We start from the raw sequence: 25,847 nt of genomic DNA, 5'->3' as shown, positions 1-25,847 counted from the left end.
GACGTGATGCTCCTTCCGCCACGGACCAGATCCGTGGCATCACGCCGAGCCAGTTACACAAAGATTCCGACAGACCCAACCAAGACGCGGCCGAAGACAGGATGGCCGCCGAGGACGAAGCCAACGACGCCGCCGACGCCGAGATCGCCAAAGAAATTGCGCTCGCGGGCTGCAGTTGGATCCCGCTACTCGGCTTCGGCTGCGACACCTACGACGCACAGCAAACCTACCAAGAGGACGGACTTCTCTCCTGGCAGATGGCAGCCGCCGCAGCAGGTTTTCTCCCGTTCGGTGACGTCTTCAAACTGCGGAACCAGGGTGACAACATTGCCAACGCCGCAAATGTGGCAAACGGATCACGTCTTGCAGGCGACCTGGCCGCTGCGGAGAAGGCAAACCCGCTAATCCAGAGTCTGCAAGAAACTGGAGGACTTCCTGCGAACTACGTGACCAAAGACCAAGCTCGGGCGGCGGGTTGGGAAGAGGGAAAGGCTCTCGGAAATTCTGTTCCTGGCGCCCAGATCGGCGGTGACGTATTCCGTAATAGGGACGGCCTGCTACCGGATGTCGATGGAAGAACATGGTATGAGGCCGACATTGGTCTGACAAACACGATGAAGCGCTCAAAGCAGCCTGGAACCCGCCTTGTATACTCCAACGATGGGCTTGCGTACGTCACGAACGACCACTATGCGTCCTTCTATCAGTTGCCAAATTGGAAGTAGTGAGATGGAAGTTGTGATTGAAGGTGATCAGATTGTCGATTTAGACAAACTGCATCGTGTCCTGGCTGAGGCGCTAGATTTCGGGCCGTACTATGGTCGAAATATGTCAGCGCTGTGGGATCGACTAACGACCGACGTCGAGCGCCCCGTCGATCTGGTGTGGCGTCACTCTGAGCAAAGTCGACTTGCAATCGGGGACGAAGCCTATGGCCGAATAAGGTCCCTCCTACTTGAGGTGGAAGAGATGGATCTTGCGCGACCAGCAGGTCATCGATTCACTGTACGTTTCGAGTAATGGGTCTGTTCACAAATGCCGAGCGTCGACGTGGAGGTCGACGGGGGTTCGACTATCCGTCAAGCATGTTCGACGACCTCATGGAAGCAATCGTGCCTGGTTCTGGTCGGGTAGTTCGGTGACCTTCGGTAGGTTCTCCGGAGAGCTGGAGAGAGTAGGTTCTTCCCCGCAGCGGGTTCTCGAAGGCCCCCCGATGCTGGCTACGTTTGCGGTCGCCTCCAACCTGTCGGCAACCGACTATGTTGTCAGGGTGCGCGCTGTTTTGTCTGCGGCGATCCAAGCGGCCGATGAGATTGAATCTGGTTCCGGCTCACTTCCGGAGGAAATCGTACCCAGTTGGTTTGCAGAAGCGACTCGTGGACCGGATGTGATCGGGTACGATGACGCGGCGGCGTTAGGCCGCCAGCGGTACATCGCAGATCGAGACGAACAGCCGTGGAATCTGCAAGACTGGCTTTTCTGCTTTGATCCTGATCTGAGAGGTTGGGCATGGTGGGATGTGACTCAGGTTTCCAGTGAATCAGTGATTGTGTGGGTTGATTCTTCCGGGGAGCCCGTATTCCCGTGTGAAGAGCTCCGATGGTTGATCTACGCCAGTGGTGCGAAGTCGGTTGAAGGGCCTATTCTTAGACCGATTTCAGAGTGGCGGCAGGCGCGATAAGGATTTCTGGGTTTCACAGTTGAGGTGTGGTAGTCGGGCAGGGCGACGTCAAAGTCTGAGCCCTGATCTACTGGTGATATCAGTGGTTTGAGCGCGTCATAGAAATAGAATGGCATTCTTGCCTGGGAAATTGCGAAGTCATCATCACGCCCAGAGGGAGGGCCACCTCGTAAGTGAAAGCTCATAGCCCTGGGTTTAGTGGCGGTGCGGGAAACCTGAGGAGGGTGTTTCACTTGGGCGACCTTGTTGTCAAATTACGTAGGTTCTCGAGCGAAGACGTGGAGGGCGTCGCCGCCGTCCTTGAGCAGGCATTCAAAAGTCTTTCGTCCAAAAAAGTCTTTCGACGGGAGTCCCGCGACGGAGTTGCCGTCAATCTTGACCAAGGGTGGCGCCTCGTAAACTCTGCTGTCGCGAGTGGTGATCAATTTCCCGTGACTGGGCCAGCATCTCTGATCGCGATATCTGGAGCGATGGTGGCTACGTTTGAGACGCCAAGAGATGCAATCCTGTTGTTAACCAAACAAGAGGTGAGTGAAGCGCGCAGGTTTCTCGATGGGCTGGATTTTGAGGAGCTTGTGGACCAGGACAGTCGACGCGACGTTGCGGCTGGTGGCTATCCGCATCCTGAGTGGCTGAAACAAGAAATCGTCGGGCATCTTGAGGCACTTCGTCGGCTTTTCTTTCTGGCCGTTGAGTCAGGCGACTTGGTAGCGAAACGCGTGTATGCTCACTATTCGGCGTAATCTGGCTCATCGCGAATGAGATAGATCTGGCGTCTGCCGGCGTGCTGACTGGCGAGCGCGTACCGCCTTCTTTGGCCGCTCTTCTCAGTTCAGTCGGGGTGGCTGAGCCCGCCGCCGATGAGGAGCATGCGTAGTCGGTAGTGGTCGGGTTGGGGATGCCACGGGCCTGACTTGCACTCGTCCCCTTGCGCGAGTTCCCGCTCCCGCGGCCGGTGATCTCGTGCTTGCCGTAGCCGAGGTGGTGATCCAGCTCGGCCTGTAACGCCGACTGCAACACCTGCTTGGTCAACACGGTCAACAAGCCACCCTCACCGGTCAGCTCGATCCCACGCTCAGCCGCAGACGCCACCAGCTGCTCCGCCAACGTGGCCATGTCCTGGCCCGCGACAGGCGGCACCCCGACCGCCCAGCTGGCCCGCCCGTCCGCTCACGCGGCCCGTGCTCGTCCATGTCGTTCATGACGTGATGTTCCTTCCACCACGGACCAGATCCGTGGCATCACGTCGAGCCGGTTACACAGAGTTCCGAATAGACCGAAAAGGGCCACTATACTAATGTCACTCTGAGTTTCTTGCGGCCGGGTGATTGTGATGAAGGACATGAGCAGCAGCAGCCTTCGCGAGTTGGTCGATAGCGGAGCGCCATTCATAGACCTCGTCGAGTTCATTAGGAGTCGGAAGCAGGGACGCGTGACGCCCTTTGAGGTTTTGGCGGCGCTCCAGAATGAAGCGATGGTCTCCTTCGTTGACGCCCGAGATGTGCTGGAGTACTTCGATAGCGAGATGCATCCAATCGCCGATACGGACGCCATACAGCGCCGGTGGGCGGCGATCCTAGCGGCGCGTGGCGGAAGTTTCTGAACCCTGATCCACCACCGAGTATCGGATCGTGAATTCGAAGGTGCTGGTGACCATCCGGCCACGTGGGGGCGTGGTGGTGTCGCCGGTCTGTCCGGCCTTTCCACTTCGATGTCCTCGGGTCGCGCCGTCGCTGGCGGGGATGTTGAACAGTTGGGTGCGCAGGGTTGCCCAGCGGGCTTTCGCGTGGCGGTTGGAGGCGAGGTGGTCGGCGGCGCGGGCGAGGTTGAACGGCTCTTCACAGTTGACGGTGTAGGTTCCGGCTCCCTGGTCAGCGCGTCGGTCCGCCTGTAGGCGCCGAGGTCTTCCGAAGATGGAAGTTCTCACACAGCCATTGATTCGGCCAGCGACTCGACCGGGACCGGGCGCTGTTGCTGTGCCAGGCCGTCGAACCGGCCGACGGTGCGGACCGGTGGTGCCGCCGGTGCGGGGCCGAAGGCATCGCGCGAGACAGCGTGATCCGTCGGCTGGCGCACGAGCCGTTCGGGTGGCGCCCGCCCCCCACGCTCCTGGTCCGGGCGCGCCGCTACCAGTGCCGCGAATGTCGGCATGTGGCGCCAAGACACCAGCCGGGCGGCCACACCCCGCCGCGGGGACAAGAACGTGACCGTGACCATCGACGTCACCCCGGTCCGCGACGGCACCGAGCCCACACGGCTGCTGGACATGGTCGATGGCCGCTCGAAACAGGCTCTTCACAGATGTCGGTGTAGCTCGGGTTCGCTGCCGATGCGGGTATAGGTTGGAGTATCCGTTACTAGTCGTCTTCGGCCTCGGAAGGGGCAGGTTGTGAATGAACTGGATAGCGCATTCGCTCAAATTGGATCCGGGGAACTGGAGGTTTCCAGGGAAGGCGTGGTGCAGCTTAAGGCAGTCGTTCTATCGCAATTCTGTCTGACCGACCAAAGCTTGGCATTGGCTCCGACGATTGTCGAACTGGTGTCGGATCATCATGCGGCGGCTGTTGCGGACTTGCTTGCCCTCGTTGGGCTTATGGTTGATCCAGGGGTTGAGGGCCCTGCGGGATTGCGCGAATCTGTCCGTGGTGTACTGGCTGAGTGCTTGCCGGCTGTCTATGAGATGTTGGATTCTCCAGAAGCTAACGTTAGGCGTGAGTCGGTTCATGTCCTCTCAAGCCTTGGGCCTCGCGAGGTTTCAGTCAGTGAATTCAGGAGGCGGCTGGGTTCCGAGTTGGATGCCGAAGCTCGGTCAGATCTCATCTTCGCGTTGAGTTCGGTCGATTCTGCCGCGGGAGGATCGGCTGCTCTCCCGTATATCTGGGACGAGTCGCCGGGGGTGTCGGTGGCTGCCCTTGTTGCGATATCCAAAGGGCGGCAGGTGTGGGCTTCCGAATACACGGATCGGCTATTGAGTCTTCTTCCCCTCTATCGAAAGCTGTTGAATGAGACTTGGACGAATACGCCACTAACCGATCTAATCGGTGGCCTTTTGGGTAACGGTCAAACTGATGTGCTGATCGATATCCTAAGGAACGGATTGATGGCTGGCGGCGAAGGTGGCCAGGAGGCATTATGGTCGACTGAGGAAATAGGGGACGCGTTGCCTTCTTCGCGTTCTGCTTTTGTTCCTGCGTTGCTGTCGGTCTCGACGGATGTGACGATGAGTCGAAGTGTAGGAATCCTACTTTCGGAATGGGGAATTAGGTAGCGCTGCATATGAGGCCGGCGACTATCCACATCTGGCGCGGCTGAAACAAGAAATCGTTAGGCACCTTGAGGCGCTTGGTCGGCTTTTCTCCCTGGCTGTTGAGTCGGGCGATCCGGTAGTGAAGCGTGCGTATTCTGACTATTCGGCGTAATGTTGCTCATTATGAATGAGATAGATCTGGTGGGCTGTCGGTGTGCGGACTGGCGAGCGCGCAGGGCCTTCCTTGACCGCTCGTCGCGCCATCGCGCGTCCGGCCAGGCGAGGGCGGGATCGTCGCCCTCGCCTGGCGGGCAGCTCGGATTGTCACCGGGTGTCCCTTTGGTCTTCGTGAAGCCGCAGCGGGTGTTGATCGAACCTCGTAGAGGGTGCCATGTTCGAGCATGGAGTGGAGTACGTCGATGCGGCGGCGCATCAGGCACACCAGGGCGGCGTTGTGCGCCTTCCTTGGGCGCGTCTGCGGGCTTTCTCGGATACTTGGCGAGATGAAATGACCCCGGCTCATCTTGCCGTCGAGAACCAGGATCTGCTCGCCTTGCGAGAACTGCTCGACGGAGGCGTCGATGGGGAGGAGGTCGATGGTGGACTGACGCTCCTTCAGCACGCGATTGATGTCGAAATCGATGGTCATGCCCAGACGGGTGAGCCGTTGCACGTCGACGTCACGGCGTACCTTCTTGCGCGAGGGGCTGATCCGCTCGCCTCGACATCGCCCTCCGTGGGGTCCGCCCTGCATGTGGCCCGTGTCAACGGCCATTGGCTTGCGGTGTCCCTCATCGAGGCTCATTTTCCTCATGGCTAACGGCGGACGGTAGTGCTGTGGGGGCGGGGCGCGACATCTGATGGCACATGTGGTGACGTACCTGGACCCGGCCACCGTTGATGATCCTGATCAACTCTTGTCACCTGATCGCCAGTTCACTGGGCGGGGCCGGAGACGACAAGGCCAATCTTGCGACGTGCTCACGGGCGGCGAACTTCTACAGTTCCCGTGGGTCGCAGGACGGGGGATGCCGGTCTTTGAGCGGGCAGTCCAATCCGAGGTGAAGAGTGGAAACTACGTCTTCTACAAGGGTCACCCCTCAATACTTCGGTGATCGCGTTGTACCGTACGCGTTCAAGCTCTCGGCCTGATCAATAGGGGAGGACGGGGCAAGGGCGACGATGTTCGAAAATGAGATCGTGCACAATGAGCTCGACGGGATCAATCTGGGCATCCATACCGAGAATGGACAGCCTGTGCCACTTCGGTAACTGCGGTTGGACTGATCTGGACGGGAGATATAGGTGGACCTCACGCACCTAATCCGAGTTGAGAAGGCTCGAAACAGAACCTTTGACTGGCCTGCCATCGCACAGGGGTGGAGGGCGGATCCTCCTGAAGACTATGTCCAGTTCATGAGAGACATCGGTCCTGGACTACTCGGAGAGTATCTGGATGTGATGGCACCGACAGCTGACCTTGACGCCGGGAGTGGCGTCGATCCCGGAACTCTGGCCGGCATGGACGTCTTCGCCATGGCGATCGAGACCCAGGACGCTCAACATGATTGGGATGACCCTGCCACTCCCAGGGTCGATCGGATAGCAGCCCTGACACCGCGGCTATTGTGCTGGGCCGTGTCGACCGATTCAAACCGTTATTGTTTCGATCTATCCGATGCTGCGCTGCCCGTCTTCGTGTATGACCGTGGGTTCGATGAGTGGTCTGCGTACGAATTGTCGTTCACCGACTTCGTCGCTGGCCTGATCCAGGACTCGATTCCGAACTATGCCGGTGATCGGATCGCGAGCCGCCTTGGCTGGGAGATCCCTGTGGCGTATAAGGTTCACAAGCGCGACCGCTCGTAGGTCCTGGCTCGGCTCAGGTGGCACGAGTCAGGCGGCCTCAAGTTGCGCTGGGCCGTTTGTGATGGACGATGCGACCGTGCATGCGATGGTCGATGAGGTAAACCGTCGGCGGTTGAGCGTATAAGCGGGGAAGGTCGGCGCTTTCGATACTGTTGTCGTCCCCGCCGAGGTCGTGGCCGCCCCCGCCATTGTTACTCGCGAACCTTGGGAACGGCACCGTCGTGAAGCTGTACCCGGAGCTTGCCTGCGGCTCGGTCGGCGAGCTTGTCAACTGGTGGATCGTGGGATCAGGACGACGTCGAGGGTGTAGCGGTTGTTCTCCAGCCAGGTGCGGAGCGGGCCTTCGGTCTGCGCGGCGGCACGTGTCTTCGTGGCGAGGTCGGCATCCTGGGTCAGCAAGGTGCGCTCCTCGGTGACGGCGCTGGCGGTGATCCAGGTGTCGTTGTGGGAGATCTTGCGGCTCACTGCCGCGGCGATCTGGCCGAAGGCTTCTGGTTGATCGCCGGCGCTGTCGAGGGGAAGCGGGGCGAGTTGTTCGCGGGCGAACCGGAGCGTGGCCCGTCTTCGGGTGCGGGTGACCTCGTCGGACGCGTGGGCGACTCCGCGTTCGAGCTCTCCGATCGTCACGGCATGGACTCGCGGGGTCGCGTCGCCGGAATGTTCGCGTAGGGCCTCGATGATCGCAGCGTCCTTGAGCTCGACCCAGCCGATCAGGGCGGAGGTGTCGAGAATCAGCGCCACGAGTCGACGCCCCGCGCTTGGGCTTCGATGTCGTCGAGCTTGCTCTGCTGCAGATCATCGAATGCGCCGGTGTCGCCGGGGGAGATCTCGTCTGCGAGGTCGAGGAGCCGGTCGATGCTGCCTTCGTGGGTGATCGGTCGCAGTTCGGCGACCCTGCGTCCGCGATTGGTCAAGAAGACCTGATCGCCGTGCTCGACCGCAGCGAGGACCGCTGCGGTGTTGTTCCGCAGGTCGCGTACGCCGTACTCCCGGGTGGCCATGCACCAATTGTCGCACATTGTTGATGGTATGTGCTACGGCGTTGTCGGGTTTGCGGGAGACTTCAGACAGTGTGCTCTGGGAACAGAATCTTCGCGTGAGTGGTTGCGCTGATATGACGCAGACCACACCCGCTGAGAAGACCTCCGCCGACTTCTGGTTCGACCCCGCCTGTCCGTTCGCCTGGATCACCTCGCGCTGGATCCTCGAGGTCGAGAAGGTGCGCGACGTCGAGGTGACGTGGCACATCATGAGCCTGGCCTACCTCAACCAGGACAAGGACATCCCGCAGGAGTATCGCGACTTCCTCTCCACCGCGTGGGGGCCGGTGCGGGTGTGCATGGCGGTGCAGAACGAGTACGGGCAGGAGAAGCTGGCCGAGATCTACACCGCGCTCGGCACCCGCCGTCACCTCGAGGGGCGGGACTTCGACCGGGCGCTGATCGAGGAGGCGCTGGCCTCGGTCGGGCTGCCCGTCGAGCTTGCCGATGCGATGGACGACGAGTCCTTCGACGAGGCGATCGCGAAGTCCCACCACGAGGGGATGGACCAGGTCGGCAACGACGTCGGCACCCCGACGATCGCGATGAACGGCTCGGCCTTCTTCGGCCCGGTCATCTCCAAGGCGCCCAAGGGTGAAGAGGCCGGCAAGCTCTGGGACGGGTTCCAGCTGATCACCGCCTACCCCTACGTCTACGAGCTCAAGCGGGCCCGGGTGCACGAGCTCGACTTCAGCTGAGCGCCCGGCGGATTTGAGGTCGCCAGCGGGTCGGGGCGGTGGGACCATCGCGTATGACTTCGACAGCAAGGCGCCGACCGCTGGCGCTGACCCTCTCGCTGGCCGCTCTGCTGGCCGGCACGGCCGCCTGCGGCGGCACTGCATCCTCGGGCAAGGACACGTCGTACGCTGACGAGTCCCCTAAGAAGATCCTGGCCGATGCGAAGGCGTCGATGAGCTCGTTGGAGTCCGTCCACCTCACCGGGACCGGCCTCGATGACGGCGCTGAGATGAAGATCGACATGACCGTGACGACGTCGGGCGACTGCACCGGCACGATCGGCACCCCCGACGGCGAGATGACGCTGCTCGTCGTCGACGGCAAGGGGTGGTTCAAGGCCGACCGGGCGTTCTGGAAGGCCAACGCCGGTGCCGACGCCGACGCGGTCCTGGCGATGGTGGGGAACAAGTGGGTCGCGGGTGGGGACGACCTGGGCGACCTCACCGAGCTGTGCGACTGGGACGAGCTGTCCGACGAGTTCCTCGAGCTGCTGGTCCCCAGCACCATCGAGGGTCTGACGATCAAGAAGTCCAAGGATCAGGTCGACGGGAAGCCCGTGATCAAGCTCGAGGACCGCAGCAGCGAGGAGGGCACGATCTACGTCCAGGTCGAGGAGCCTCACTACGTCGCCAAGGTGTCCAACACCGGCAAGGACGCGGCTGACGTGACCTTCAGCGAGTTCGACGAGCCCACGGAGATCGTCGCGCCGAAGCCTCGCCAGCAGATCGACTTCGAGAACATGGGCTGACCGATTTGCCGGTGACGTAACCGTCCCCCGGACGTACGTTGTGAGGATGACTACCTCTGACGAGACAGGAATTCTCTCCAGGGCGCTGGACCAGACCGGTGACCTGCTCGACCGGGTGCACGCCGAGACCGTCTCGCGGCCGACGCCGTGCGAGCAGTGGGACGTCGGCGCACTGGCTGATCACGTGATCGCGGACGGGGCCAACTTCGTCACCATGCTTCGAGGCGGCGAGCCCGACTGGGGTGCGCCGGCGCCGCACGTCAACGAGAGCTGGGGACCAGCGTTCCGGGTCGGTGCCGACGATGTGCTGCACGCGTGGGGGCAGGCGTCCAGCGGGGAAGGCGGCGCGGCAGTGCCGGTCGGCCTGCTCGTCGCGGAGTACGCCACCCACTCCTGGGATCTCGCCCGGGCGCTCGACGTCCCGACCTCCGAGCTCGACCCGGAGGTCGCCGAGGCCGGGCTCGCCTTCATGAAGGCGAGCCTGAAGCCGGAGATGCGTAGCGGTGCGTTCGATGCCGAGGTGGAGGCGCCGGAAGGCGCGGGGGCCTACGAGCGGCTGGCTGCTTTCGCGGGACGTGAGCCGGCCTGAGACCATGGTCATGTGGTTGACCAGATGGGCGTGTTCGCGCTGCAGCGCGCACTGACGCAGGCAGCAGAGCTTCTCGACACCGTCACGGCGGACGACCTGACCCGGCCGACGCCGTGCCCCGAGTGGGACCTGCGGAAGCTGGCCAACCACACGATCGCCCAGCCGCGGGTCTTCGTGACGATGCTCCAGGGCTCGCCGCCGGGGTGGAACGGCCGTGAGGACTATGCGGTCAACCTGGGCGAGGAGCTGCGCACCCGGGGCAACGCGCTGATCAACCTGTGGCGCGAGGTCGGCGCCGACGACATGGTGATGGTCGACCCCGACTGGCAGTCGGCCGAGATCGCGGTCCACACCTGGGACCTGGCGGTCGCTCTCGGACGGACGACCGACGGTCTCGACGAGGCGGTCGCCCAACGAGCCGTCGTCGCGATGGACCGCATCCTCGGGCCGGAGCGCAAGGGGCGGGCCTTCGCCGACGCGCTCGCGGCGCCGGAGGGATCGGGTGCGTACGAGCACCTGGCGGCGTACGCCGGACGGCCGGTGCCGTTCTCGCCAGTCTCGCCTCGCTAGTCACAGAGGCCTCAAGCGACACACCGAACACATGCGTTTGCGGCATGTCGGGCCCTTGGTTCTCCAAAATCAAGGGTATGGCCCGCTTCCCCCGCGTCATCACAGTGACCCTGACCGCAGTCGTCATCGGCGCGTCGATGCTCGTGCCTGCCGTCGGCACCGGGTTCGTCCCCGGGATCGATCCGGCATCCGCCGAGGAGGGCCAGCTGATCAAGCTGCCGCGCCTCGAGGACGGCATCGCGACGCGTGATGTGAAGCTGCCGCCGCGGCTGACCGAGCGGTCGGCCGGTGCCGCCGCGACCGAGAAACTGCGGACGACGACGTTCTCCATGGTCGGGGTGTCGTGGACCGGCGCACAGACGCCGCAGGTCGAGGTGCGGGTGAGCAAGTCCGACACCTGGCGCGAGTGGCAGCTGCTGCCGCTGCAGGAGGACCTGCCCGACGGTGAAGAGGGCGCTGTCGCTGCCCGCGGCAAGGTCGACCGGCGGGGCACCCAGCCGGTGTGGACCGGGCGAGCCAGCGGCGTACAGGTGCGGGTCGAGGGTGCGCAGCCCAAAGACCTGAAGCTGACCCTGATCAACACCGGGCCGCAGGAGGACGTCAAGGCTCCGAAGAAGGAGGCCGACGATCTGGGCTACGGGAGTGCCGACGGGAGCGCCAACGGCCGGGTCGCGCGGTCGAAGCCGCGGTGGGCGCCGAAGCCGGTGATCTTCACCCGCGGGCAGTGGGGCGCGAACAACTCCTGGCGCAACGGTCGCCCGGAGTACAACACCACGCTCAAGCAGGTCCACATCCACCACACCGCCACCTCGAACAACTACTCCAAGGGCGACGTGCCGGGGATCATCCGCGGCATCTACAGCTACCACACCAGGTCGCTGGGCTGGTTCGACATCGCCTACAACTTCCTCATCGATAAGTACGGCCGCGCCTGGGAGGGCCGCTCCGGCGGCATCGACCGGCTCGTCAAGGGCGCCCACACGCGCGGCTTCAACCACCAGTCGATGGGCATCGCCCTGATCGGCAACTTCGAGAACGTACGTCCCTCCGACGACGCCCTCATCAAGACCGAGCGGATGGCGGCCTGGAAGCTCGACATGGCCGGCCGCGACGAGCGCGGCACGCTGGTGACGGTCTCGAAGGGCAGCGACCGGTTCCCGGCGGGGCGCCGGGTGCGGGTCTGGGTCATCGACGGCCATTTCCACACCAACGAGACCTCGTGCCCGGGCGCCCAGCTCGCCAAGTGGCTACCGTGGATCCGGAAGTACGCCTACAAGCGCGACCAGATGTTCAATCCTTGATGCGACGCTCCGCGTCGCGCGCCGCGGAATAAAACCTCTGGCGTCTGCTCACTAGGATGCTGCCCATGAGCAACGTTCTGTCCGCAGTCGCCTGGCCGTACGCAAACGGCCCGCGCCACATCGGCCATGTCGCCGGTTTCGGCGTGCCCTCCGACGTCTTCAGTCGGTACATGCGGATGGCGGGCCACGACGTGCTCATGGTCTCCGGCTCCGACGAGCACGGCACCCCGATCCTGATCGCCGCCGACGAGGCCGGCGTGACCCCGCAGGAGCTCGTCGACCAGAACCACCGGATCATCGTCGAGGACCTGACCTCGCTCGGCCTGACCTATGACCTCTACACCCGCACCACGTCGGCCAACCACCACTCGGTGGTGCAGGAGCTGTTCCTCGGGGTCTACAACAACGGCTACTTCGTCGAGCAGACCTCCAAGGGTGCGATCTCGCCGTCGACCGGCCGGACCCTGCCGGACCGTTACATCGAGGGCACCTGCCCGATCTGCGGGGCCGACGGGGCCCGCGGCGACCAGTGCGACAACTGCGGCAACCAGCTCGACCCGGACCAGCTGATCAACCCGGTCTCCAAGATCAACGGCGAGACCCCGGAGTTCGTCGAGACCCAGCACTTCTTCCTCGACCTGCCGGCGCTGGCCGAGGCGCTGCACGCGTTCCTCGACGACCGTGAGCAGACCGGCCTGTGGCGTCCCAACGTCATCCGGTTCAGCCAGAACATCCTCAAGGAGATCCGACCGCGCGCGATGACGCGCGACATCGACTGGGGCATCAAGGTGCCGCTCGACGGCTGGCGCGAGAACCCGACCAAGCGGATGTACGTCTGGTTCGACGCCGTCATCGGCTACCTGTCCGCCTCGATCGAGTGGGCCCGCCGCTCCGGTGACCCGGAAGCGTGGCGGCGGTGGTGGAGCGACCCCGAGGCGCTGTCGTACTACTTCATGGGCAAAGACAACATCGTCTTCCACGCCCAGATCTGGCCGGCCGAGCTGCTCGCCTACAACGGGCAGGGGTCGAAGGGTGGCGAGCCCGGCTCCTACGGTGTGCTCAACCTGCCGACCGAGGTCGTCTCCAGCGAATACCTGACGATGGAGGGCAAGAAGTTCTCCTCCTCGAAGAAGATCGTGATCTACGTACGCGACCTCCTCTCGCGCTACCAGCCCGACGCGTTCCGCTACTTCGTGGCCGCCGCCGGCCCCGAGTCGAACGACTCCGACTTCACCTGGGCGGAGTTCGTGCGGCGTACGAACGACGAGCTCGTCGCCGGCTGGGGCAACCTGGTCAACCGCACCGCCACCCTGATCGCGAAGAACTTCGGCGAGCTGCCGCCCGCCGGCGAGCTGACCGAGGCCGACCGGACGATCCTGGCCACCGTCGAGGCCGCCTTCGGCACCGTCGGTGACCTCATCGGGCGCCACCGGCAGAAGCAGGCGATCGGCGAGGCGATGCGCGCGGTCGGCGAGGTCAACAAGTACGTCACCGACCTCGAGCCGTGGAAGCTGGCGAAGCTGCCGGAGGACCGTGAGCGGCTCAGCACCGTGCTGCACGTGATGGCGCAGTGCGTCGCCGACCTCAACCTGATCCTCTCGCCCTTCCTGCCGTTCTCCGCCAACGAGATCGACAAGGCGCTCGGCGGCAAGGGTGAGGTCGCCCCGATGCCGCGCATCGAGGAGGCCGAGGACCTCGACACCGGCAAGCCCTACCCGATCATCACCGGTGACTACTCCGGCGCGCCCACCTGGGAGCGTCACCCGATCGTCGTCGGCACTCCGGTCGCCAAGCCCACCCCGGTCTTCACGAAGCTCGACCCCGCGATCATCGACGAGGAGCTCGACCGGCTGGGCATCAAGCCGGAGTAACGACCAGGTCGAAGTTCGCAGTCACCCGGTGACTGCGAACTTCGACCTCCGTGCGTCCACGATCGGTACCCGGTGGAATTCGTTGGATCAGACCGTGGGTGCCTGTGAGGATTCAGTGCATGATCGCACTGCTCGGCGACGACCGGGGACACCGTAGCCATCAGGAGCTCAACGCGCTTCGGCCGCAGCTGGCCGAGCTCGGGGCCGAGACGGAGTGGGTGCCGACCGACTCCGGGTTCGAGATCTCGGACTACGACGGGGTCTGGCTGGTTCCCGGCTTGCCGTACGCCGACGCCGCCGCCGTGTTCACGGCGCTGGCGGTCGTGCGGGAGCGGGGGATCCCGTTCCTCGGGGTGTGCGCGGGGATGCAGTACGCAGTGCTGGAGTGGACCCGCAGCGTGCTCGGTTCGGCAGCGACTCACGCCGAGATCGACGGCGTGGGCAGCGACAACGCCGTGGCCGCGCTGGCGTGCTCGCTCGATGGCGTAGAGCGGCTGGTGACACCGGTCCCCGGCACCCGCTTCGAAGGCTGGCAGCCCGAGCCGTTCGTCGGGATGCACTTCTGCAACTACGCCCCGACCGCCGAAGCCGTCGCCGCGCTGGAGAAGATCGGCGTCGTCGTCGGCGCCACGGCGGACGACGCCGGTGCGGAGGTCTTGGAGTTCCCGGACCACCCGTTCTACGTCACCAGCCTGTTCCAGCCCCACATCGGCGCCCTCGCCGGCGCCCCGGTCCACCCCCTCGTCCGCGCCTTCGCGAACGCGGTCGCCGAGCGACGATGAGCGTCACGCTCCAGTTCCATCCCGACTGGCCCTACGCGGGTGGGCTGGTGATCGAGTCGCTGGCACGCGACGGGACGTACCGGTCGCAGTTCGAGACCGGCACGTCCAACGGCGGGCTGACCGCACATCCGGGCGGGGACCGGTGGCGCTGGGAGAGCCGGCTGTTCGGCGGTCGCTACGACGCTGCTCCGGCTTCCGAGCGGCCGGTCTACGGCGCGTGGAACCGGCGCAGTGATCCCTACGGGGGCGCGATCCGGTTCGGCTCGGCGCACCTGCGGCTACGGGACGAGGTGCTCGAGCGGTGCACCTTCTGCTTTCCCGACTCGGTTCTCGAGCCGACCGACTTCGGCGGCCCGGAGATGCTGCCGCACCTGTCGGCCATGGCCGATGCTTCCGGGTTCGACGATCTCGACGAGTGCGTCGAGGCGCACGTGCACGGTGGCGTCGTGATCGAGCGGGACGTCGAGGCGGTCGTGCTCGATCCGTGTTTCCGGGACACGAAGGTCGAGGCCGCAGCTCGCGAGCTCGGCTCTGCGGTGGAGTGGCATCCGGGCTTCCGTGTCGCCACAGACGGCCTCGATCCCGGCTACCGCGGGCAGGAGTACGTCGACCTGGCACGGTCACTGGGCGACGTACTCACGCCTGACCTCGTCGGCGACGCAGCGAGGTCGGGCGACCACGACCCACAGTCCGTCAAGCGGGTCTGGCACTGTCTGGCGAGGTTCGGGCGGGCCGAATCCGGTTCGTGAGGCCGCGCGCGGTTCTCCTAGAGCGGTCGGCGAGCCTCAATCGCCGCCACCACCACCGTCGCCACCACCGTCGCCACCGCCGTCACCGCCACTGTCGCTGAAGCCGGACTCGACGCCCTGGCGGGCGGCGATGACAGCTTCGCGAACGGCACCGGCGGCCCAGTCGGCCCGGGCGATCTCCTTGGCGCGCTTCTTGACCACGCGGGGCGAAACGGTGGGAGAGACGAACAGGCGGTGGGCCTGGTCGACGGCGGAGAGCAGTGCGATCAGGGTGCCGGTGCGCTCGTCGGGCGTATGGCCGCGGAGCAGGACGCCGGCGATCTGGTCGCGCACGGGCTGCTTCGACCGCGGGTCGAGGACCGGGTAGAAGGTGGTACTGAAGAAGAGGCCCTTCCGGACCTCGGCCCGCAGCAGACCCTGGTCGACGAGCTGGCCGATCAGATAGGCAGTCATTCCGGTGCCGATGCGCTTGACCACCTTGGGCGGCGTTCTGGGGCGCTCGCAGACGATGCCATACGCGTGCTGGAGGCCGGCGTCGTCAGCGACCTGGGCCTGCACGGGGCGAACCTTGGGCGAGCGCCAGACGGACTGCTGGTGCACCTCGACGGCACCCGCGAGCGCGAGCTCGGCGAGCAGCGCACCGCCGACCAGCACGTCTCGCGTCGCCAGGTTGCGGAGGCCCTTGACGGGCTGCCCGGTGACGTCCTCGAGAGTGAGCAGGATGAGCTCGTCGGCGATCAGCATGGCCCGAGACGGTAGTGGCCGGACGGCGTTCACGGCACCGGATTCGGCGCGCTCGCCGAGGCGGCGGCGTAGCGCTCCGCGAGCACGCGGAGGTGGTCGACCAGCTCTGGTGGGGACTCGACGGTGAAGTCGAGGCCGAGCATGCCGATCCAGACGGCCACGACCTCGAGGCTGTCGCCACCGGTGACCAGGACGCTGCGGTCGGGGGCGATCGGCTCGACGGTGCCGACGGCGGGGTTGATGCGGGCGATGACCTCGTCGGCAGGCGCGGCGATGACCAGGCGGGCGTGGACGGCCCAGCCGGTGCGGGCGACCTCGCGGACGACGAACTCGGTGAGGTCGAAGCCTGGGTCGCTCGGACGGAAAGGTCGCCCGCCCGGGACCTTGAGCCGCAGCCAGTCGACGCGCAGCGGCAGCCAGGCGTCGGCGCGGGGGTCGCGGGCGACGAGGTACCAGCGGCGCTGCCAGGAGATCAGCCGGTAGGGCTCGACCTCGATCGGCTCGTCGCGGTAGTCGGCGCGTACGCCCTGACCGTCACGGATCGCGGTGGCGAGGGCCTGCAGGGTGCCGGCGTCGACGTCCGGGTCGGGGACGTTGCTGTCGGTGTTGACCGGGCCCGCCTCCATCGCGTCGACCACGGCGGCGAGCTTGCGGCGCAGGTGGTCGGGCAGGACCTGGTCGAGCTTGGCGAGCGCCCGGGCGCTGGTCTCGGCGACGCCGGCGATGCCGGTCGCGGCCCGGAGACCCACCGCGACCGCGACCGCCTCCTCGTCGTCGAGCAGCAGCGGCGGGAGGTTGCCGCCGGTGCCCAGCCGGTAGCGGCCTCCGGGTCCGCGTACCGACTCGACCGGGTAACCGAGCTCGCGAAGCTTGGTCATGTCGTTGCGCACGGTGCGCTCGGAGACGTCGAGGCGGGTGGCCAGGTCGGCACCGGTCCAGCCGGTCGAGGACTGCAGCAGACCCAGGAGCGCGAGCAGGCGCGCAGAGGTTTCCAGCACCTGGTCAGCGTGCTTCAAAAAAGATTCGGGAGCCAGCGAAATTGCGGAACCAGGCTTGCCGGAACCCTTCATAACGTGGTTCTCACAAGGTCGGAAACCACCAAGGAGAAGTCATGAACAAGCAGGTCAGCACCGGAATCAGCACCAAGTCCAACGGCCAGATCAGCACCGTCACCGTCGAGTTCCCGCAGGCCGGTCTCGACGACCTCCGCGCCCGCCTGGACAACACCCGGTTCGCCCCGACGGTGCCCGGTGACTCCTGGGACTACGGCACCCCGACGGCCTACCTCGCCGACATGGTCGACCGCTGGAAGGGCTTCGACTGGCGCGCCGTCGAGGCGCGCATCAACGCGGTCCCGAACCACCTGACCGAGATCGACGGCCAGACCATCCACTTCGTCCACGTACCGTCCTCGAACCCGGACGCCAAGGCGCTCCTGCTCGCCCACACCTACCCGGGCTCGTTCCTCGAGTTCCTCCCGATGATCGACCTGCTGACCGAGGAGTTCCACTTGGTGATCCCGGAGCTGCCCGGCTTCGGTCTCTCCACGCCGGTGGTCGACACCGGCTGGACGATGAAGCGAGCGGCCGAGGCGTACGACGTGCTCATGCGCAGGCTCGGCTACGACTCCTACGGGGTGCACGGCAGCGACGGCGGCGCGATGGTCGGTCGCGAGCTGGCGATCCTGAACCCGGAGGGCTTCCTCGGTGCGCACGTCCTGCAGCTCTTCTCGTTCCCGTCCGGCGACCCGAGCGAGTTCGAGGGCTTCGGGCCGAAGGAGTACGCCGCGCTCGAGCACATGCAGTGGTTCCAGTCGGTCGGCGGCTACAACACGATGAACGGCTCCCGTCCGCAGACCATCGGCGCGGCACTGGCGGACTCACCGGTGGGGACGCTGGCCTACAGCGAGCTCTTCGAGTCCTTCGGCAACGGCACCTCGCTGGTCACCCCGGAGCAGGTCATCGAGCAGGCGACCTACTACTGGCTCACCAACACCTACGCCTCGGTGGCGCGCTACCACTACGAGGAGGGCCGCGCCGAGCGCGAGCCCGAGGTCTCCCAGGGCCGGGTCGGCGTCGCCGTCTTCAAGGATGACTTCCAGACGATCAGGTCGCTGGCCGAGCGCGACAACGCCAACATCCAGCACTGGTCGGAGTTCCCCGAGGGTGGCCACTACGCCGCTCTGGAGCGGCCCGCCGACATCGCCGCCGACCTCAAGGTGTTCTTCGCCTGACGGTCCGGTCAGCGCTCGAGGATCGCAGCCCCTCCGCGGCTGCGATCCTCGAGCTCGTTCAGGTGGTCGTCGTGGCGACCGTGGTGGAGACCATCACCGCGGTCATGACCGCGACGACCTCGTCCATCGCATCCTTGACGCCCTTGGCGGCCCAGTCGCCTCGGGCGATCTCCTTGGCCCGCTTCTTGACCGCACTGGCGCCGACCGGCCTGGTGTCGACCACCTTGTGGGCGAAGTCGATGGAGGAGAGGAGCGCGATGAGCGGCCCGGTCCGTGCGTCCGGGGCGGCGCCCTGGACGAGGACGGCGACCAGCTGGCCGCGTACGGCGTTCTCGTGGGTCGAGTCCGCGGCCGGCCAGGTGGTGCGCGGGAAGAGGCCGAGGATCTTCTCGTCACGGCGCTTGAGGATGTTGCGGTCGCACAGCCGCGCGGCCAGGGCCTCGTGCAGGCCCTTGCCGAGGTTGGTCACGGCGTTCTTGGCCGCGAGCGGCTTGGCGGTCAGCGAGTCGTACGCAGCAGCCAGGATCGGATCCTCCGGTCGCTTCCCCGGCACGGCCATGGCCTTGGCCGGGGTGAGCCCGGACTTGGGGACGACCTGGACCGAGCCCAGCATCACGAGCTCGGTCAGGATCGCACCGCCCAGCGACTGCTGGACCCAGGACGAGGCGAGCGTGCCCTTCTCGTCGTCGAGCACGAGCAGCAGCAGATCTTCGGCAATGAGCATGCCTCAGACGCTACGGCGGAGCGTCCTCCTGCGCCTCCTACGAAAGGCGGAACCTGCCTCGGTCCTTGGTCGGGTCCTTCGTCAGGTCTTTCGTCAGGTCTTTGGTCAGGACGAGGCGGACTGCTCGCTGGCGACATCGAACATCCAGCTCACCCCGAACTTGTCGTCGAACTGGCCGAAGTAGTCACCCCACGGCGCCTGCTCGAACGGCATCCCGGGCGTGCCGCCCTCGGACAGCTTGGCGAAGTATTCCGCGAAGCGCGGCTGGTCCGCAGGGTCCGCGCTGGTCATCGCCACGGTGACACCGGCGGTCGGGGCGATGTGGTCCATCCCCGGCGGCGTGTCGGAGGCCATCAGGACGAGACCGTCGTCGAGGGTGAGCGAACCGTGCATGATCAGGTCCTTCGCCTCCGGAGGCACCGGACCCATCACGTCACCCATCGACTCGAGGGTCATCGTCTCGACGGTGCCACCCAGCACCGACCGGTAGAACTCGAGAGCCTCAGCGGCCTCGGACTTGAAGCTGATGTAGGGGTTGAGCGTTGCCATCCGGATCGTCTCCTTTGATCGATTTTCGACCCCGTTGGCTCACACAGTAGGCGCGTTGGAGCGACCGCAGTAGAGCAATTCACGTCTGTTTGCCCTACTTTCCGTATCCAGCTCGTCGGCGTCCGTCAGGGGTGGGTGACCTCGACCCCGAGCCAGCGGGCGAGCGCCTCGATCTCGGCCTGCACCGCGTCCCCGATCTCGGCCGTCCAGCCGAAGTCCTCGTGGACGGCGAAGACGTTCAGCAGCCCCGCCTTGTGATCGACCTTCGCGTCGAGCTTCCCGACCAGCCGCTCACCGTGCAGGATCGGGAGGGCGAAGTAGCCCCAGCGCCGCTTGGCGGCCGGCTTGTACATCTCCAGGACGTATTCGAACCCGAACAGGTCCAGCGCCCGCTCGCGGTTGTAGACAAGGCGGTCGAAGGGGGAGAGCAAGGCGGTGCGCGGGGCGAACTCGTCCTCGAGCGCGGCCAGCGCCTCGGGATCGACCCGCCACTCGCCGTCGACACCGGCCACGGTGCACGGGACGCCGGCGGCTCCGGCTCCGAGCATCTCGCCGCCGGACGACTCCTTCCCTCCTGGGCGGGCGATCCCGAGCGAGGCCAGCCGGCGCACCGTCTCCACCGTCAGTGCTTCCTCGGGCGAGGGCAGCTGCAGGTCGGCGGGGTAGACACGGTCGGCCAGGTCCCAGGTGCGCAGCTTGCCGCGTCGGCCGGCGACCGCGACCTCGCCCATCCGGTTGAGCAGCTCGATCATCCGCAGGACCGACTTGTCGTTGGTCCAGCCGGACGATGCCCAGGGCACCTCGGCGGTGTCCTCGATCTCGCCGGCTACGAGCGGGCCGTCGGCTCGTAGCCGGGCCAGGATCTGCGTACGGAATCTCTGGTTGGCCTCCACCCACTCGATCGCGGTGGGGTGGATCCGGCCGGGGGACAGAGCCAGGACTGTCTCGATCTCGTCCATGGGGAAGACGAAGCTGGAGAACTCGACCAGCGAGCGCTCCTGCTCGAGCGCGAAGGTGAGGTCCGAATGGTCATACGCATCGCCCAGCCGCGACCAGGCCACGAGATCCGCGCTCGGCGCGATCGCCTTGGTCGGGTCGATCTGCAGGAGCGTCAGCTGGTCGACGGTCTCCACCAGGGATACCGGCCGGCGGGCGTCGAGGAGCTGGGCGCGGACCGCGACCCGGCGCGCCTGTTCCGGGGTCAGGGTGAGCGTCATGATGGCCACAGTAGGGGGACTTCCGGACGACCTGCTGCCGATTCGTACCTATCTTTCGATTCCGCTTGACCGCCTCGATGTTAGCGCTCACACTGGTCGCATCGTGACGACGGTCACACTGGCCGCCGCAGTGGAACACTGGAGGACGACAGTGAAGAAGACCCTCATCGGCCTGTGTGTGCTCGCTCTGGGCGGGATGTCGCTCAGCGCGTGCGGCAGCAGCGAAGGCGCCGACGACGGCTCGATCACCATGGGCTTCGCCCAGGTCGGGGCCGAGAGCGGCTGGCGCACCGCCAACACCACCTCGATCCAGGAGTCGGCGAAGGAGGCCGGGATCGACCTGAAGTTCTCCGACGCGCAGCAGAAGCAGGAGAATCAGATCAAGTCGATCCGGTCCTACATCCAGCAGAAGGTGGACGTGATCGCGTTCAGCCCGGTCGTCGAGACCGGCTGGGACGCGGTGCTCCAGGAGGCCAAGCGCGCCAAGATCCCGGTCGTGCTGACCGACCGGGCCGTGGACACCGAGGACACCTCGCTCTACGTGACCTTCATCGGTTCCGACTTCGTCGAGGAGGGGGAGAAGGCAGGGCAGTGGCTGGTCGACAACGCCGACGCCTCCGACGTCGACAAGGACGGCGCGATCAACGTCGTCGAGCTGCAGGGCACCACCGGATCCGCCCCGGCGATCGACCGCAAGAAGGGATTCGAGGACGTCATCGCCTCGGATCCCACGATCAAGATCACCGAGTCGCAGACCGGCGACTTCACCCGTGACGGCGGCAAGCAGGTCATGGAGGCCTTCTTGCAGTCCAACCCGAAGATCGACGTCGTCTACGCCCACAACGACGACATGGGCTTGGGCGCGATCGAGGCGATCAAGGCGGCCGGCAAGAAGCCCGGCACCGACATCAAGATCATCACCGTCGACGCGGTCAAGGACGGCATGACCGCCCTGGCGGCCGGCGAGATCAACTTCATCGTCGAGTGCAGCCCGCTGCTCGGGCCGCAGCTGATGGACGTCGCCGAGAAGGTCGTCGCCGGCGAGGAGGTCCCCGAGCGCATCGTCACCGAGGAGACCACCTTCACACCGGAGCAGGCGGCCGAGGTGCTGCCCGACCGGAAGTACTGACGCCGTTCACCGAGGTAACTCGGCGAGGCGTCACCTACTTCGTGGAGCTCCACGAGGAGGGCGCGCGTCCGCCGAGTTACCTCGGTGAGCATCCCGCCCGCCGCCGCCCCCGACCCGCCAGGAGCCAGCACGACATGAGCCAGGCAGAAGTGAAGCCGGTCCGACCGGTGGTGGAGATGCTCGACGTCTCCATCACGTTCGGGGCGGTCCGAGCGCTCGACGACGTCTCGTTGCGTCTCCTACCCGGGGAGGTGCACGCCCTCATGGGGGAGAACGGGGCCGGGAAGTCGACGCTGATCAAGGCGCTGACCGGGGTCTACACGATCGACTCCGGGCGGGTGGAGATCGACGGCGTCGAGACGCAGTTCGCCACCCCGGCGGCGGCTCAGCACGCCGGGATCAGCACGGTCTACCAAGAGGTCAACCTGGTGCCCAACCTCACCGTGGCCGAGAACATGCTGCTCGGGCGTGAGCCGCACCGGTGGGGCCGGTTCGGCCCGATCGACCGCCGGGAGATGAACCGCCGCGCGGCGGCGTCCCTGCAGGGCCTCGGCATCGACGTCGACCCTTCCTCCGAGCTCGGCAGTCATCCGATCGCGGTCCAGCAGCTCGTCGCGATCGCGCGTGCCGTCGACACCGACGCTCGGGTGCTGATCCTCGACGAGCCGACCTCCAGCCTCGACGCCGACGAGGTGGCCAGGCTCTTCGCAGTCATGCGCAGGCTGCGCGAGCAGGGCACCGCGATCGTCTTCGTCTCCCACTTCCTCGACCAGGTCTTCGAGATCTCCGACCGGATGACGATCCTGCGCAACGGCCGGGTGGTGGGCGAGCGGCTGGTCGAGGAGACGACCCAGCTCGAGCTGGTGCAGCTGATGATCGGCCGAGATCTCCAGGTGCTCGAGCGGCTCGACCATGCTGTGCACGAGGCGGCGGAGGAGACGTCCGCCGAGCAGCGTCTGCCGGTGCTGAGTGCCGTCGGTCTGGGCCGGAAGGGGAGCTTGGAGGCCACCGACCTGACCCTCTACGCCGGTGAGGTCGTCGGCATCGCCGGCCTGCTCGGCTCGGGACGCACCGAGCTGGCACGGCTGCTCTTCGGAGCCGACACCCCCGACACCGGTGATCTGACGGTGAAGGGCTCGAGCCGACGGAGGCTCCGGAGCCCGCGGCACGCGATCGACCGCAAGCTCGCGTTCTGCAGCGAGGACCGCAAGGCCGAGGGCGTCTTCGAGGAGCTCTCCGTGGCCGACAACATGCTGCTCGGCCTGCAAGCCAGCCGCGGCTGGCTCCGGCCGATCCCGGCGGCCACCCGTTCGACGCTGGTCACGGAGTTCATGACCGCCCTCGATGTGCGCCCTGCCGATCCCAGCCTGCCGATGCGGAGCCTGTCCGGAGGCAACCAGCAGAAGGTCCTGCTGGCGCGGTGGCTGATCACGGAGCCTGAGGTACTCCTCCTCGACGAGCCCACCCGCGGCATCGACATCGGTGCCAAGACCCAGATCCAGCAGCTCGTCGCCGACCTCGCCGACAAGGGGATGAGCGTCGTGTTCATCTCCGCCGAGCTCGAGGAGGTGCTGCGGCTGAGCCACCGGCTGGTGGTCCTCAAGGACCGTCGCAAGATCGCCGAGCGGCCCAACCAGGGCATCGACGTCAACGACGTACTCGAGATCATCACCGGCGAGCCCGGAGGCCTGGCCGAGAAGGAGCGGGCTGATGCCTGAGAACGTCCCACCCGAGACCGTTCCGACGGCGAGGTCGATCGGCGCCCGTGTGGTCGGCCATCGGCTCTTCTGGCCGCTGGCAGCGCTCGCCGCTCTGCTGGTGGTCAACGTGATCGCGACGCCGACGTTCTTCAACGTACGCATCCAGGACGGCCACCTCTTCGGCAGTCTCGTCGACATCGTCCGCAACGGTGCGCCGGTCCTGCTGGTCGCGATCGGGATGACGCTGGTCATCGCGACCCGCGGGATCGACCTCTCGGTGGGTGCGGTGGCCGCGATCGCGGGCGCGGTCGCCTGCGTCTACATCGTCAAGAGCCCGGCCGACGGCGCAGCCGGCACGGCGATCGTGGCGATCACGATGGCGCTCGCGGTCTGCGTCGCGCTGGGGCTGTGGAACGGCTTCCTGGTCGCGGTGGTCGGCATCCAGCCGATCATCGCGACGCTGGTCCTGATGGTCGCCGGCCGTGGGATCGCGATGCTGGTGACCGGCGGCCAGATCACCACCGTCAACAACGACACCTTCGCGGCGCTGGCCTCCGGTCACCTGCTCGCCCTGCCGGTCGCCGCGCTGATCGCGCTGGGTGTCTTCGCGGCCACCCAGGTCGTGGTACGTCGCACCGCGCTCGGCCTGCTCATCGAGTCGGTCGGGATCAACCCGGAGGCGAGCCGGCTCGCCGGCGTACGTTCCCGCACGATCATCTGGACCGTCTACGTCTTCGCGTCGCTGTGCGCCGGGACGGCCGGCCTGATCATCGCCGCCAACACCCACTCCGTGAACGCCAACAGCCTCGGGCTGTGGATCGAGCTGGACGCGATCCTGGCCGTCGTCATCGGAGGTACGTCGCTGGCCGGCGGCCGGTTCTCCCTGGCCGGCACGCTGGTCGGGGCGATGCTGATCGCCACCATCACCCGGACCATCCCCAACATCGGCATCCCCGCCGAGGCCAACTATCTGTTCAAGGCGCTCGTGGTGGTGATCGTGTGCCTGCTGCAGTCGCCGAAGGCGCGGGCGGTGCTGCAGCGGTGCGGTGACCGTACGCCGCCGACCCCCGGCCCGAGCCGCGAGGAGGCGGTCGCATGAGCACCATCGCACCAGCGTCAGGGGTCCTGGCCGGCGTGGCGCGGTTCAGCCCGCCGCGGCGCTACCTGCCGGTCCTCGGCACGTTCGCCCTGTTCATCGGCATGTTCGGGGTCGGCGGGATCCGTTACGAGGGGTTCGCCGACCCGCAGGTCTTCCTGACGCTGCTCCTCGACAACGCCTTCCTGATCGTGCTCGCCGTGGGGATGACGTTCGTGATCCTCACCGGCGGCATCGACCTCTCGGTCGGCTCGAACGTGGCGCTCTCCACGCTGATCGCCGCCCGGACCCTCGAGCTCGGCTGGCCGGTGGTCGCGGTGATCGGGATCGTGCTCCTGTCCGGCACGGTGCTCGGCACCGCGATGGGCCTGTTGATCCACTACTTCGACATCCAGCCGTTCATCGCGACCCTGGCGGGCATGTTCCTGGCCCGCGGACTGTGCTACCTGATCAGCGTCGACTCTATCCCGATCAAGGACGAGACCTTCTCGTCGATCGCGTTCGGCTCGATCACGCTGCCCGGTGGCTACTACCTGGGGTGGACCGCGGTCTTCGCGCTGGTGATCGTCGCCGTCGCTGCGTACGTCCTCGCCTCGACACGCTTCGGCCGCACCGTCTACGCGCTCGGCGGCAGCGAGCCGTCAGCGCTGCTGATGGGCCTGCCCGTGGCGGCGACCAAGGTCGGCGTGTACGCGATCAGTGGCCTCTGCGCGGCCCTCGGCGGTCTCCTGTTCGCGCTCTACACGCTCTCCGGCTACTCGCTGCACGCGGTCGGGATGGAGCTCGACGCGATCGCTGCCGTGGTCATCGGCGGCACGCTGCTCACCGGCGGTCGGGGCTTCGTGGTCGGTTCACTGCTCGGGGTGCTCGTGCTCGGCACGATCCAGACGTTCATCTCCTTTGACGGGACGTTGTCGTCGTGGTGGACGCGGATCAGTATCGGGGTGTTGGTGCTGGTCTTTGTGGTGGCGCAGAGGGTTTTTACTCGGCGGGGTTAGGGTGGTTTGCCTTTGTGGTCTTGGTATCGCTGTTTCTGACGCGTTTTGGGGCGCCGTGCTTTTTGGGGGGCCTCTGCCGCCGACCCTTCTTCGAGGGTCTTCTCGACGTGCCCCGGCGTCAAGGACGGCCTGCGGCCGCCGGCTGACGCCGGTCGCCTGCGGCGATCCTTGACTCCGGGGCCCGTCGAGAAAAACATGGCTGGCTATCGGGTCGGCGGCAGGGGTGTGGTGCGGAGGTCTGGGTTGGGTGCGGGCTGGGGTCTGGGGCTGAA

Annotated in this window: 27 protein-coding genes and 2 pseudogenes; 20 read left to right on the top strand and 9 right to left on the bottom strand. The window is 66.0% G+C overall.

Annotation, left to right across the window (positions count from 1 at the left end; translation table 11 throughout):
- The 3 genes from WBG06_RS26400 to WBG06_RS26395 all read left to right on the top strand — a co-directional run.
- A partial coding sequence (locus WBG06_RS26400) for a ribonuclease domain-containing protein (protein WP_336740789.1) occupies nt 1-725 on the top strand: 725 nt, incomplete at its 5' end.
- The gene (locus WBG06_RS26545) at nt 661-1,020 is read left to right on the top strand and encodes a barstar family protein (protein WP_442945514.1); all 360 of its coding nucleotides are present in this window, start codon (nt 661-663) and stop codon (nt 1,018-1,020) included. The genes WBG06_RS26400 and WBG06_RS26545, both read left to right, overlap by 65 nt.
- Nucleotides 1,021-1,914: 894 nt before the next feature.
- Entirely contained in the window at nt 1,915-2,424 is a 510-nt protein-coding gene (locus tag WBG06_RS26395; protein WP_336740791.1) for a DUF1877 family protein, read from the top strand.
- Between the two features lie 175 nt (nt 2,425-2,599).
- On the opposite strand, the pseudogene WBG06_RS26390 reads toward WBG06_RS26395, so the two are convergent.
- Nucleotides 2,600-2,797: pseudogene (locus tag WBG06_RS26390) on the bottom strand (transposase); the annotation flags it as partial.
- Between the two features lie 226 nt (nt 2,798-3,023).
- On the opposite strand from WBG06_RS26390, the gene WBG06_RS26385 reads away from it, so the two are divergent.
- The 3 genes and pseudogenes from WBG06_RS26385 to WBG06_RS26375 all read left to right on the top strand — a co-directional run bounded on the left by WBG06_RS26385 (nt 3,024) and on the right by WBG06_RS26375 (nt 4,949).
- Nucleotides 3,024-3,284 carry a hypothetical protein gene (locus tag WBG06_RS26385; RefSeq protein WP_336740787.1) on the top strand — a complete coding sequence of 87 codons (261 nt, stop codon included), beginning with the start codon at nt 3,024-3,026 and terminating at the stop codon, nt 3,282-3,284.
- Between the two features lie 338 nt (nt 3,285-3,622).
- Nucleotides 3,623-3,971: pseudogene (locus WBG06_RS26380) on the top strand (hypothetical protein); the annotation flags it as partial.
- A 99-nt stretch (nt 3,972-4,070) separates the two neighbouring features.
- Nucleotides 4,071-4,949, top strand: coding sequence for a hypothetical protein (locus WBG06_RS26375; protein ID WP_336740786.1), 879 nt, complete (start codon nt 4,071-4,073; stop codon nt 4,947-4,949).
- Between the two features lie 160 nt (nt 4,950-5,109).
- Here the strand turns inward: WBG06_RS26375 and WBG06_RS26370 are convergent, their stop codons facing one another.
- Entirely contained in the window at nt 5,110-5,733 is a 624-nt protein-coding gene (locus tag WBG06_RS26370) for a hypothetical protein (protein WP_336740784.1), read from the bottom strand.
- Nucleotides 5,734-6,344: 611 nt separating this feature from the next.
- Between WBG06_RS26370 and WBG06_RS26365 the strand changes: the two genes are divergently transcribed.
- The gene (locus tag WBG06_RS26365) at nt 6,345-6,797 is read left to right on the top strand and encodes a hypothetical protein (protein WP_336740782.1); all 453 of its coding nucleotides are present in this window, start codon (nt 6,345-6,347) and stop codon (nt 6,795-6,797) included.
- A gap of 267 nt (nt 6,798-7,064) precedes the next feature.
- On the opposite strand, the gene WBG06_RS26360 is transcribed toward WBG06_RS26365, so the two are convergent.
- Nucleotides 7,065-7,538 carry a type II toxin-antitoxin system VapC family toxin gene (locus WBG06_RS26360; protein ID WP_336740780.1) on the bottom strand — a complete coding sequence of 158 codons (474 nt, stop codon included), beginning with the start codon at nt 7,536-7,538 and terminating at the stop codon, nt 7,065-7,067.
- Nucleotides 7,529-7,798: a type II toxin-antitoxin system Phd/YefM family antitoxin gene (locus tag WBG06_RS26355; protein WP_336740778.1), complete on the bottom strand. Its 270-nt coding sequence runs from the start codon at nt 7,796-7,798 to the stop codon at nt 7,529-7,531. Before WBG06_RS26355 ends, WBG06_RS26360 begins: the two co-directional genes overlap by 10 nt.
- Nucleotides 7,799-7,911: 113 nt before the next feature.
- Here WBG06_RS26355 and WBG06_RS26350 point away from each other — a divergent pair, with 113 nt between their 5' ends.
- The 8 genes from WBG06_RS26350 (at nt 7,912) to WBG06_RS26315 (ending at nt 15,185) form a co-directional block, all read left to right on the top strand.
- Nucleotides 7,912-8,535: a mycothiol-dependent nitroreductase Rv2466c family protein gene (locus tag WBG06_RS26350; protein WP_336740776.1), complete on the top strand. Its 624-nt coding sequence runs from the start codon at nt 7,912-7,914 to the stop codon at nt 8,533-8,535.
- Between the two features lie 53 nt (nt 8,536-8,588).
- On the top strand, nt 8,589-9,323 hold the full coding sequence (locus WBG06_RS26345; protein WP_336740774.1) for a hypothetical protein: 735 nt from the start codon (nt 8,589-8,591) through the stop codon (nt 9,321-9,323).
- Nucleotides 9,324-9,369: 46 nt separating this feature from the next.
- A complete protein-coding gene (locus tag WBG06_RS26340) occupies nt 9,370-9,912 on the top strand; it encodes a TIGR03086 family metal-binding protein (protein ID WP_336740772.1) in 543 nt (180 codons plus the stop codon).
- A 12-nt stretch (nt 9,913-9,924) separates the two neighbouring features.
- Nucleotides 9,925-10,482, top strand: coding sequence for a TIGR03086 family metal-binding protein (locus tag WBG06_RS26335; RefSeq protein WP_336740770.1), 558 nt, complete (start codon nt 9,925-9,927; stop codon nt 10,480-10,482).
- A 77-nt stretch (nt 10,483-10,559) separates the two neighbouring features.
- Entirely contained in the window at nt 10,560-11,783 is a 1,224-nt protein-coding gene (locus tag WBG06_RS26330; RefSeq protein WP_336740769.1) for a peptidoglycan recognition protein family protein, read from the top strand.
- A 65-nt stretch (nt 11,784-11,848) separates the two neighbouring features.
- Nucleotides 11,849-13,654 (top strand): methionine--tRNA ligase, encoded by a 1,806-nt coding sequence (gene metG / locus WBG06_RS26325; RefSeq protein ID WP_336740767.1) that lies wholly within the window; start codon nt 11,849-11,851, stop codon nt 13,652-13,654.
- Between the two features lie 119 nt (nt 13,655-13,773).
- Nucleotides 13,774-14,436 carry a glutamine amidotransferase-related protein gene (locus WBG06_RS26320; protein WP_336740765.1) on the top strand — a complete coding sequence of 221 codons (663 nt, stop codon included), beginning with the start codon at nt 13,774-13,776 and terminating at the stop codon, nt 14,434-14,436.
- Nucleotides 14,433-15,185 (top strand): DUF3626 domain-containing protein, encoded by a 753-nt coding sequence (locus WBG06_RS26315; protein ID WP_336740763.1) that lies wholly within the window; start codon nt 14,433-14,435, stop codon nt 15,183-15,185. Before WBG06_RS26320 ends, WBG06_RS26315 begins: the two co-directional genes overlap by 4 nt.
- 36 nt (nt 15,186-15,221) lie before the next feature.
- Here the strand turns inward: WBG06_RS26315 and WBG06_RS26310 are convergent, their stop codons facing one another.
- Nucleotides 15,222-15,929, bottom strand: a complete 708-nt coding sequence (locus WBG06_RS26310; protein ID WP_336740761.1) for a GOLPH3/VPS74 family protein — start codon at nt 15,927-15,929, stop codon at nt 15,222-15,224.
- Nucleotides 15,930-15,958: 29 nt separating this feature from the next.
- A complete protein-coding gene (locus WBG06_RS26305; protein WP_336740759.1) occupies nt 15,959-16,927 on the bottom strand; it encodes a helix-turn-helix transcriptional regulator in 969 nt (322 codons plus the stop codon).
- Between the two features lie 113 nt (nt 16,928-17,040).
- Here WBG06_RS26305 and WBG06_RS26300 point away from each other — a divergent pair, with 113 nt between their 5' ends.
- Complete coding sequence (locus WBG06_RS26300; protein WP_336740757.1) at nt 17,041-18,162, top strand: epoxide hydrolase family protein; 1,122 nt, start codon at nt 17,041-17,043, stop codon at nt 18,160-18,162.
- 58 nt (nt 18,163-18,220) lie between these two features.
- On the opposite strand, the gene WBG06_RS26295 is transcribed toward WBG06_RS26300, so the two are convergent.
- From WBG06_RS26295 to WBG06_RS26285, 3 genes are all read right to left on the bottom strand, one after another.
- A complete protein-coding gene (locus WBG06_RS26295; RefSeq protein WP_336740756.1) occupies nt 18,221-18,886 on the bottom strand; it encodes a GOLPH3/VPS74 family protein in 666 nt (221 codons plus the stop codon).
- Between the two features lie 105 nt (nt 18,887-18,991).
- A complete protein-coding gene (locus WBG06_RS26290) occupies nt 18,992-19,435 on the bottom strand; it encodes a VOC family protein (protein WP_336740755.1) in 444 nt (147 codons plus the stop codon).
- Between the two features lie 125 nt (nt 19,436-19,560).
- Nucleotides 19,561-20,652 carry a DNA glycosylase AlkZ-like family protein gene (locus WBG06_RS26285; protein ID WP_336740754.1) on the bottom strand — a complete coding sequence of 364 codons (1,092 nt, stop codon included), beginning with the start codon at nt 20,650-20,652 and terminating at the stop codon, nt 19,561-19,563.
- 151 nt (nt 20,653-20,803) lie between these two features.
- Here WBG06_RS26285 and WBG06_RS26280 point away from each other — a divergent pair, with 151 nt between their 5' ends.
- The 4 genes from WBG06_RS26280 to yjfF all read left to right on the top strand — a co-directional run bounded on the left by WBG06_RS26280 (nt 20,804) and on the right by yjfF (nt 25,575).
- Nucleotides 20,804-21,781: an ABC transporter substrate-binding protein gene (locus WBG06_RS26280; RefSeq protein ID WP_336740752.1), complete on the top strand. Its 978-nt coding sequence runs from the start codon at nt 20,804-20,806 to the stop codon at nt 21,779-21,781.
- 134 nt (nt 21,782-21,915) lie between these two features.
- Nucleotides 21,916-23,499 (top strand): sugar ABC transporter ATP-binding protein, encoded by a 1,584-nt coding sequence (locus WBG06_RS26275; RefSeq protein WP_336740750.1) that lies wholly within the window; start codon nt 21,916-21,918, stop codon nt 23,497-23,499.
- Nucleotides 23,492-24,580, top strand: coding sequence for an ABC transporter permease (locus tag WBG06_RS26270; protein WP_336740748.1), 1,089 nt, complete (start codon nt 23,492-23,494; stop codon nt 24,578-24,580). The genes WBG06_RS26275 and WBG06_RS26270 overlap by 8 nt, the downstream gene beginning before the upstream one ends.
- On the top strand, nt 24,577-25,575 hold the full coding sequence (gene yjfF / locus WBG06_RS26265) for a galactofuranose ABC transporter, permease protein YjfF (protein WP_336740746.1): 999 nt from the start codon (nt 24,577-24,579) through the stop codon (nt 25,573-25,575). Before WBG06_RS26270 ends, yjfF begins: the two co-directional genes overlap by 4 nt.
- Nucleotides 25,576-25,847 lie beyond the last annotated feature (272 nt).

The sequence above is a fragment of the Nocardioides sp. CCNWLW239 genome, assembly GCF_037137035.1.
Taxonomy (GTDB): domain Bacteria; phylum Actinomycetota; class Actinomycetes; order Propionibacteriales; family Nocardioidaceae; genus Nocardioides.
Note: the sequence above shows the minus strand (reverse complement) of the source record. Positions and strands in the feature narration are given on the sequence as shown.

Coding starts and splice junctions, on each gene's coding strand:
- WBG06_RS26345 (WP_336740774.1), top strand. CDS start 8,589: ATGACTTCGACAGCAAGGCGCCGACCGCTGGCGCTGACCCTCTCGCTG.
- WBG06_RS26275 (WP_336740750.1), top strand. CDS start 21,916: ATGAGCCAGGCAGAAGTGAAGCCGGTCCGACCGGTGGTGGAGATGCTC.
- WBG06_RS26315 (WP_336740763.1), top strand. CDS start 14,433: ATGAGCGTCACGCTCCAGTTCCATCCCGACTGGCCCTACGCGGGTGGG.
- WBG06_RS26285 (WP_336740754.1), bottom strand. CDS start 20,652: ATGACGCTCACCCTGACCCCGGAACAGGCGCGCCGGGTCGCGGTCCGC.
- WBG06_RS26270 (WP_336740748.1), top strand. CDS start 23,492: ATGCCTGAGAACGTCCCACCCGAGACCGTTCCGACGGCGAGGTCGATC.
- WBG06_RS26320 (WP_336740765.1), top strand. CDS start 13,774: ATGATCGCACTGCTCGGCGACGACCGGGGACACCGTAGCCATCAGGAG.
- WBG06_RS26355 (WP_336740778.1), bottom strand. CDS start 7,798: ATGGCCACCCGGGAGTACGGCGTACGCGACCTGCGGAACAACACCGCA.
- metG (WP_336740767.1), top strand. CDS start 11,849: ATGAGCAACGTTCTGTCCGCAGTCGCCTGGCCGTACGCAAACGGCCCG.
- WBG06_RS26545 (WP_442945514.1), top strand. CDS start 661: ATGGGCTTGCGTACGTCACGAACGACCACTATGCGTCCTTCTATCAGT.
- WBG06_RS26365 (WP_336740782.1), top strand. CDS start 6,345: ATGAGAGACATCGGTCCTGGACTACTCGGAGAGTATCTGGATGTGATG.
- WBG06_RS26350 (WP_336740776.1), top strand. CDS start 7,912: ATGACGCAGACCACACCCGCTGAGAAGACCTCCGCCGACTTCTGGTTC.
- WBG06_RS26370 (WP_336740784.1), bottom strand. CDS start 5,733: ATGAGCCTCGATGAGGGACACCGCAAGCCAATGGCCGTTGACACGGGC.
- WBG06_RS26310 (WP_336740761.1), bottom strand. CDS start 15,929: ATGCTGATCGCCGACGAGCTCATCCTGCTCACTCTCGAGGACGTCACC.
- WBG06_RS26290 (WP_336740755.1), bottom strand. CDS start 19,435: ATGGCAACGCTCAACCCCTACATCAGCTTCAAGTCCGAGGCCGCTGAG.
- yjfF (WP_336740746.1), top strand. CDS start 24,577: ATGAGCACCATCGCACCAGCGTCAGGGGTCCTGGCCGGCGTGGCGCGG.
- WBG06_RS26330 (WP_336740769.1), top strand. CDS start 10,560: ATGGCCCGCTTCCCCCGCGTCATCACAGTGACCCTGACCGCAGTCGTC.
- WBG06_RS26340 (WP_336740772.1), top strand. CDS start 9,370: ATGACTACCTCTGACGAGACAGGAATTCTCTCCAGGGCGCTGGACCAG.
- WBG06_RS26295 (WP_336740756.1), bottom strand. CDS start 18,886: ATGCTCATTGCCGAAGATCTGCTGCTGCTCGTGCTCGACGACGAGAAG.
- WBG06_RS26300 (WP_336740757.1), top strand. CDS start 17,041: ATGAACAAGCAGGTCAGCACCGGAATCAGCACCAAGTCCAACGGCCAG.
- WBG06_RS26385 (WP_336740787.1), top strand. CDS start 3,024: ATGAGCAGCAGCAGCCTTCGCGAGTTGGTCGATAGCGGAGCGCCATTC.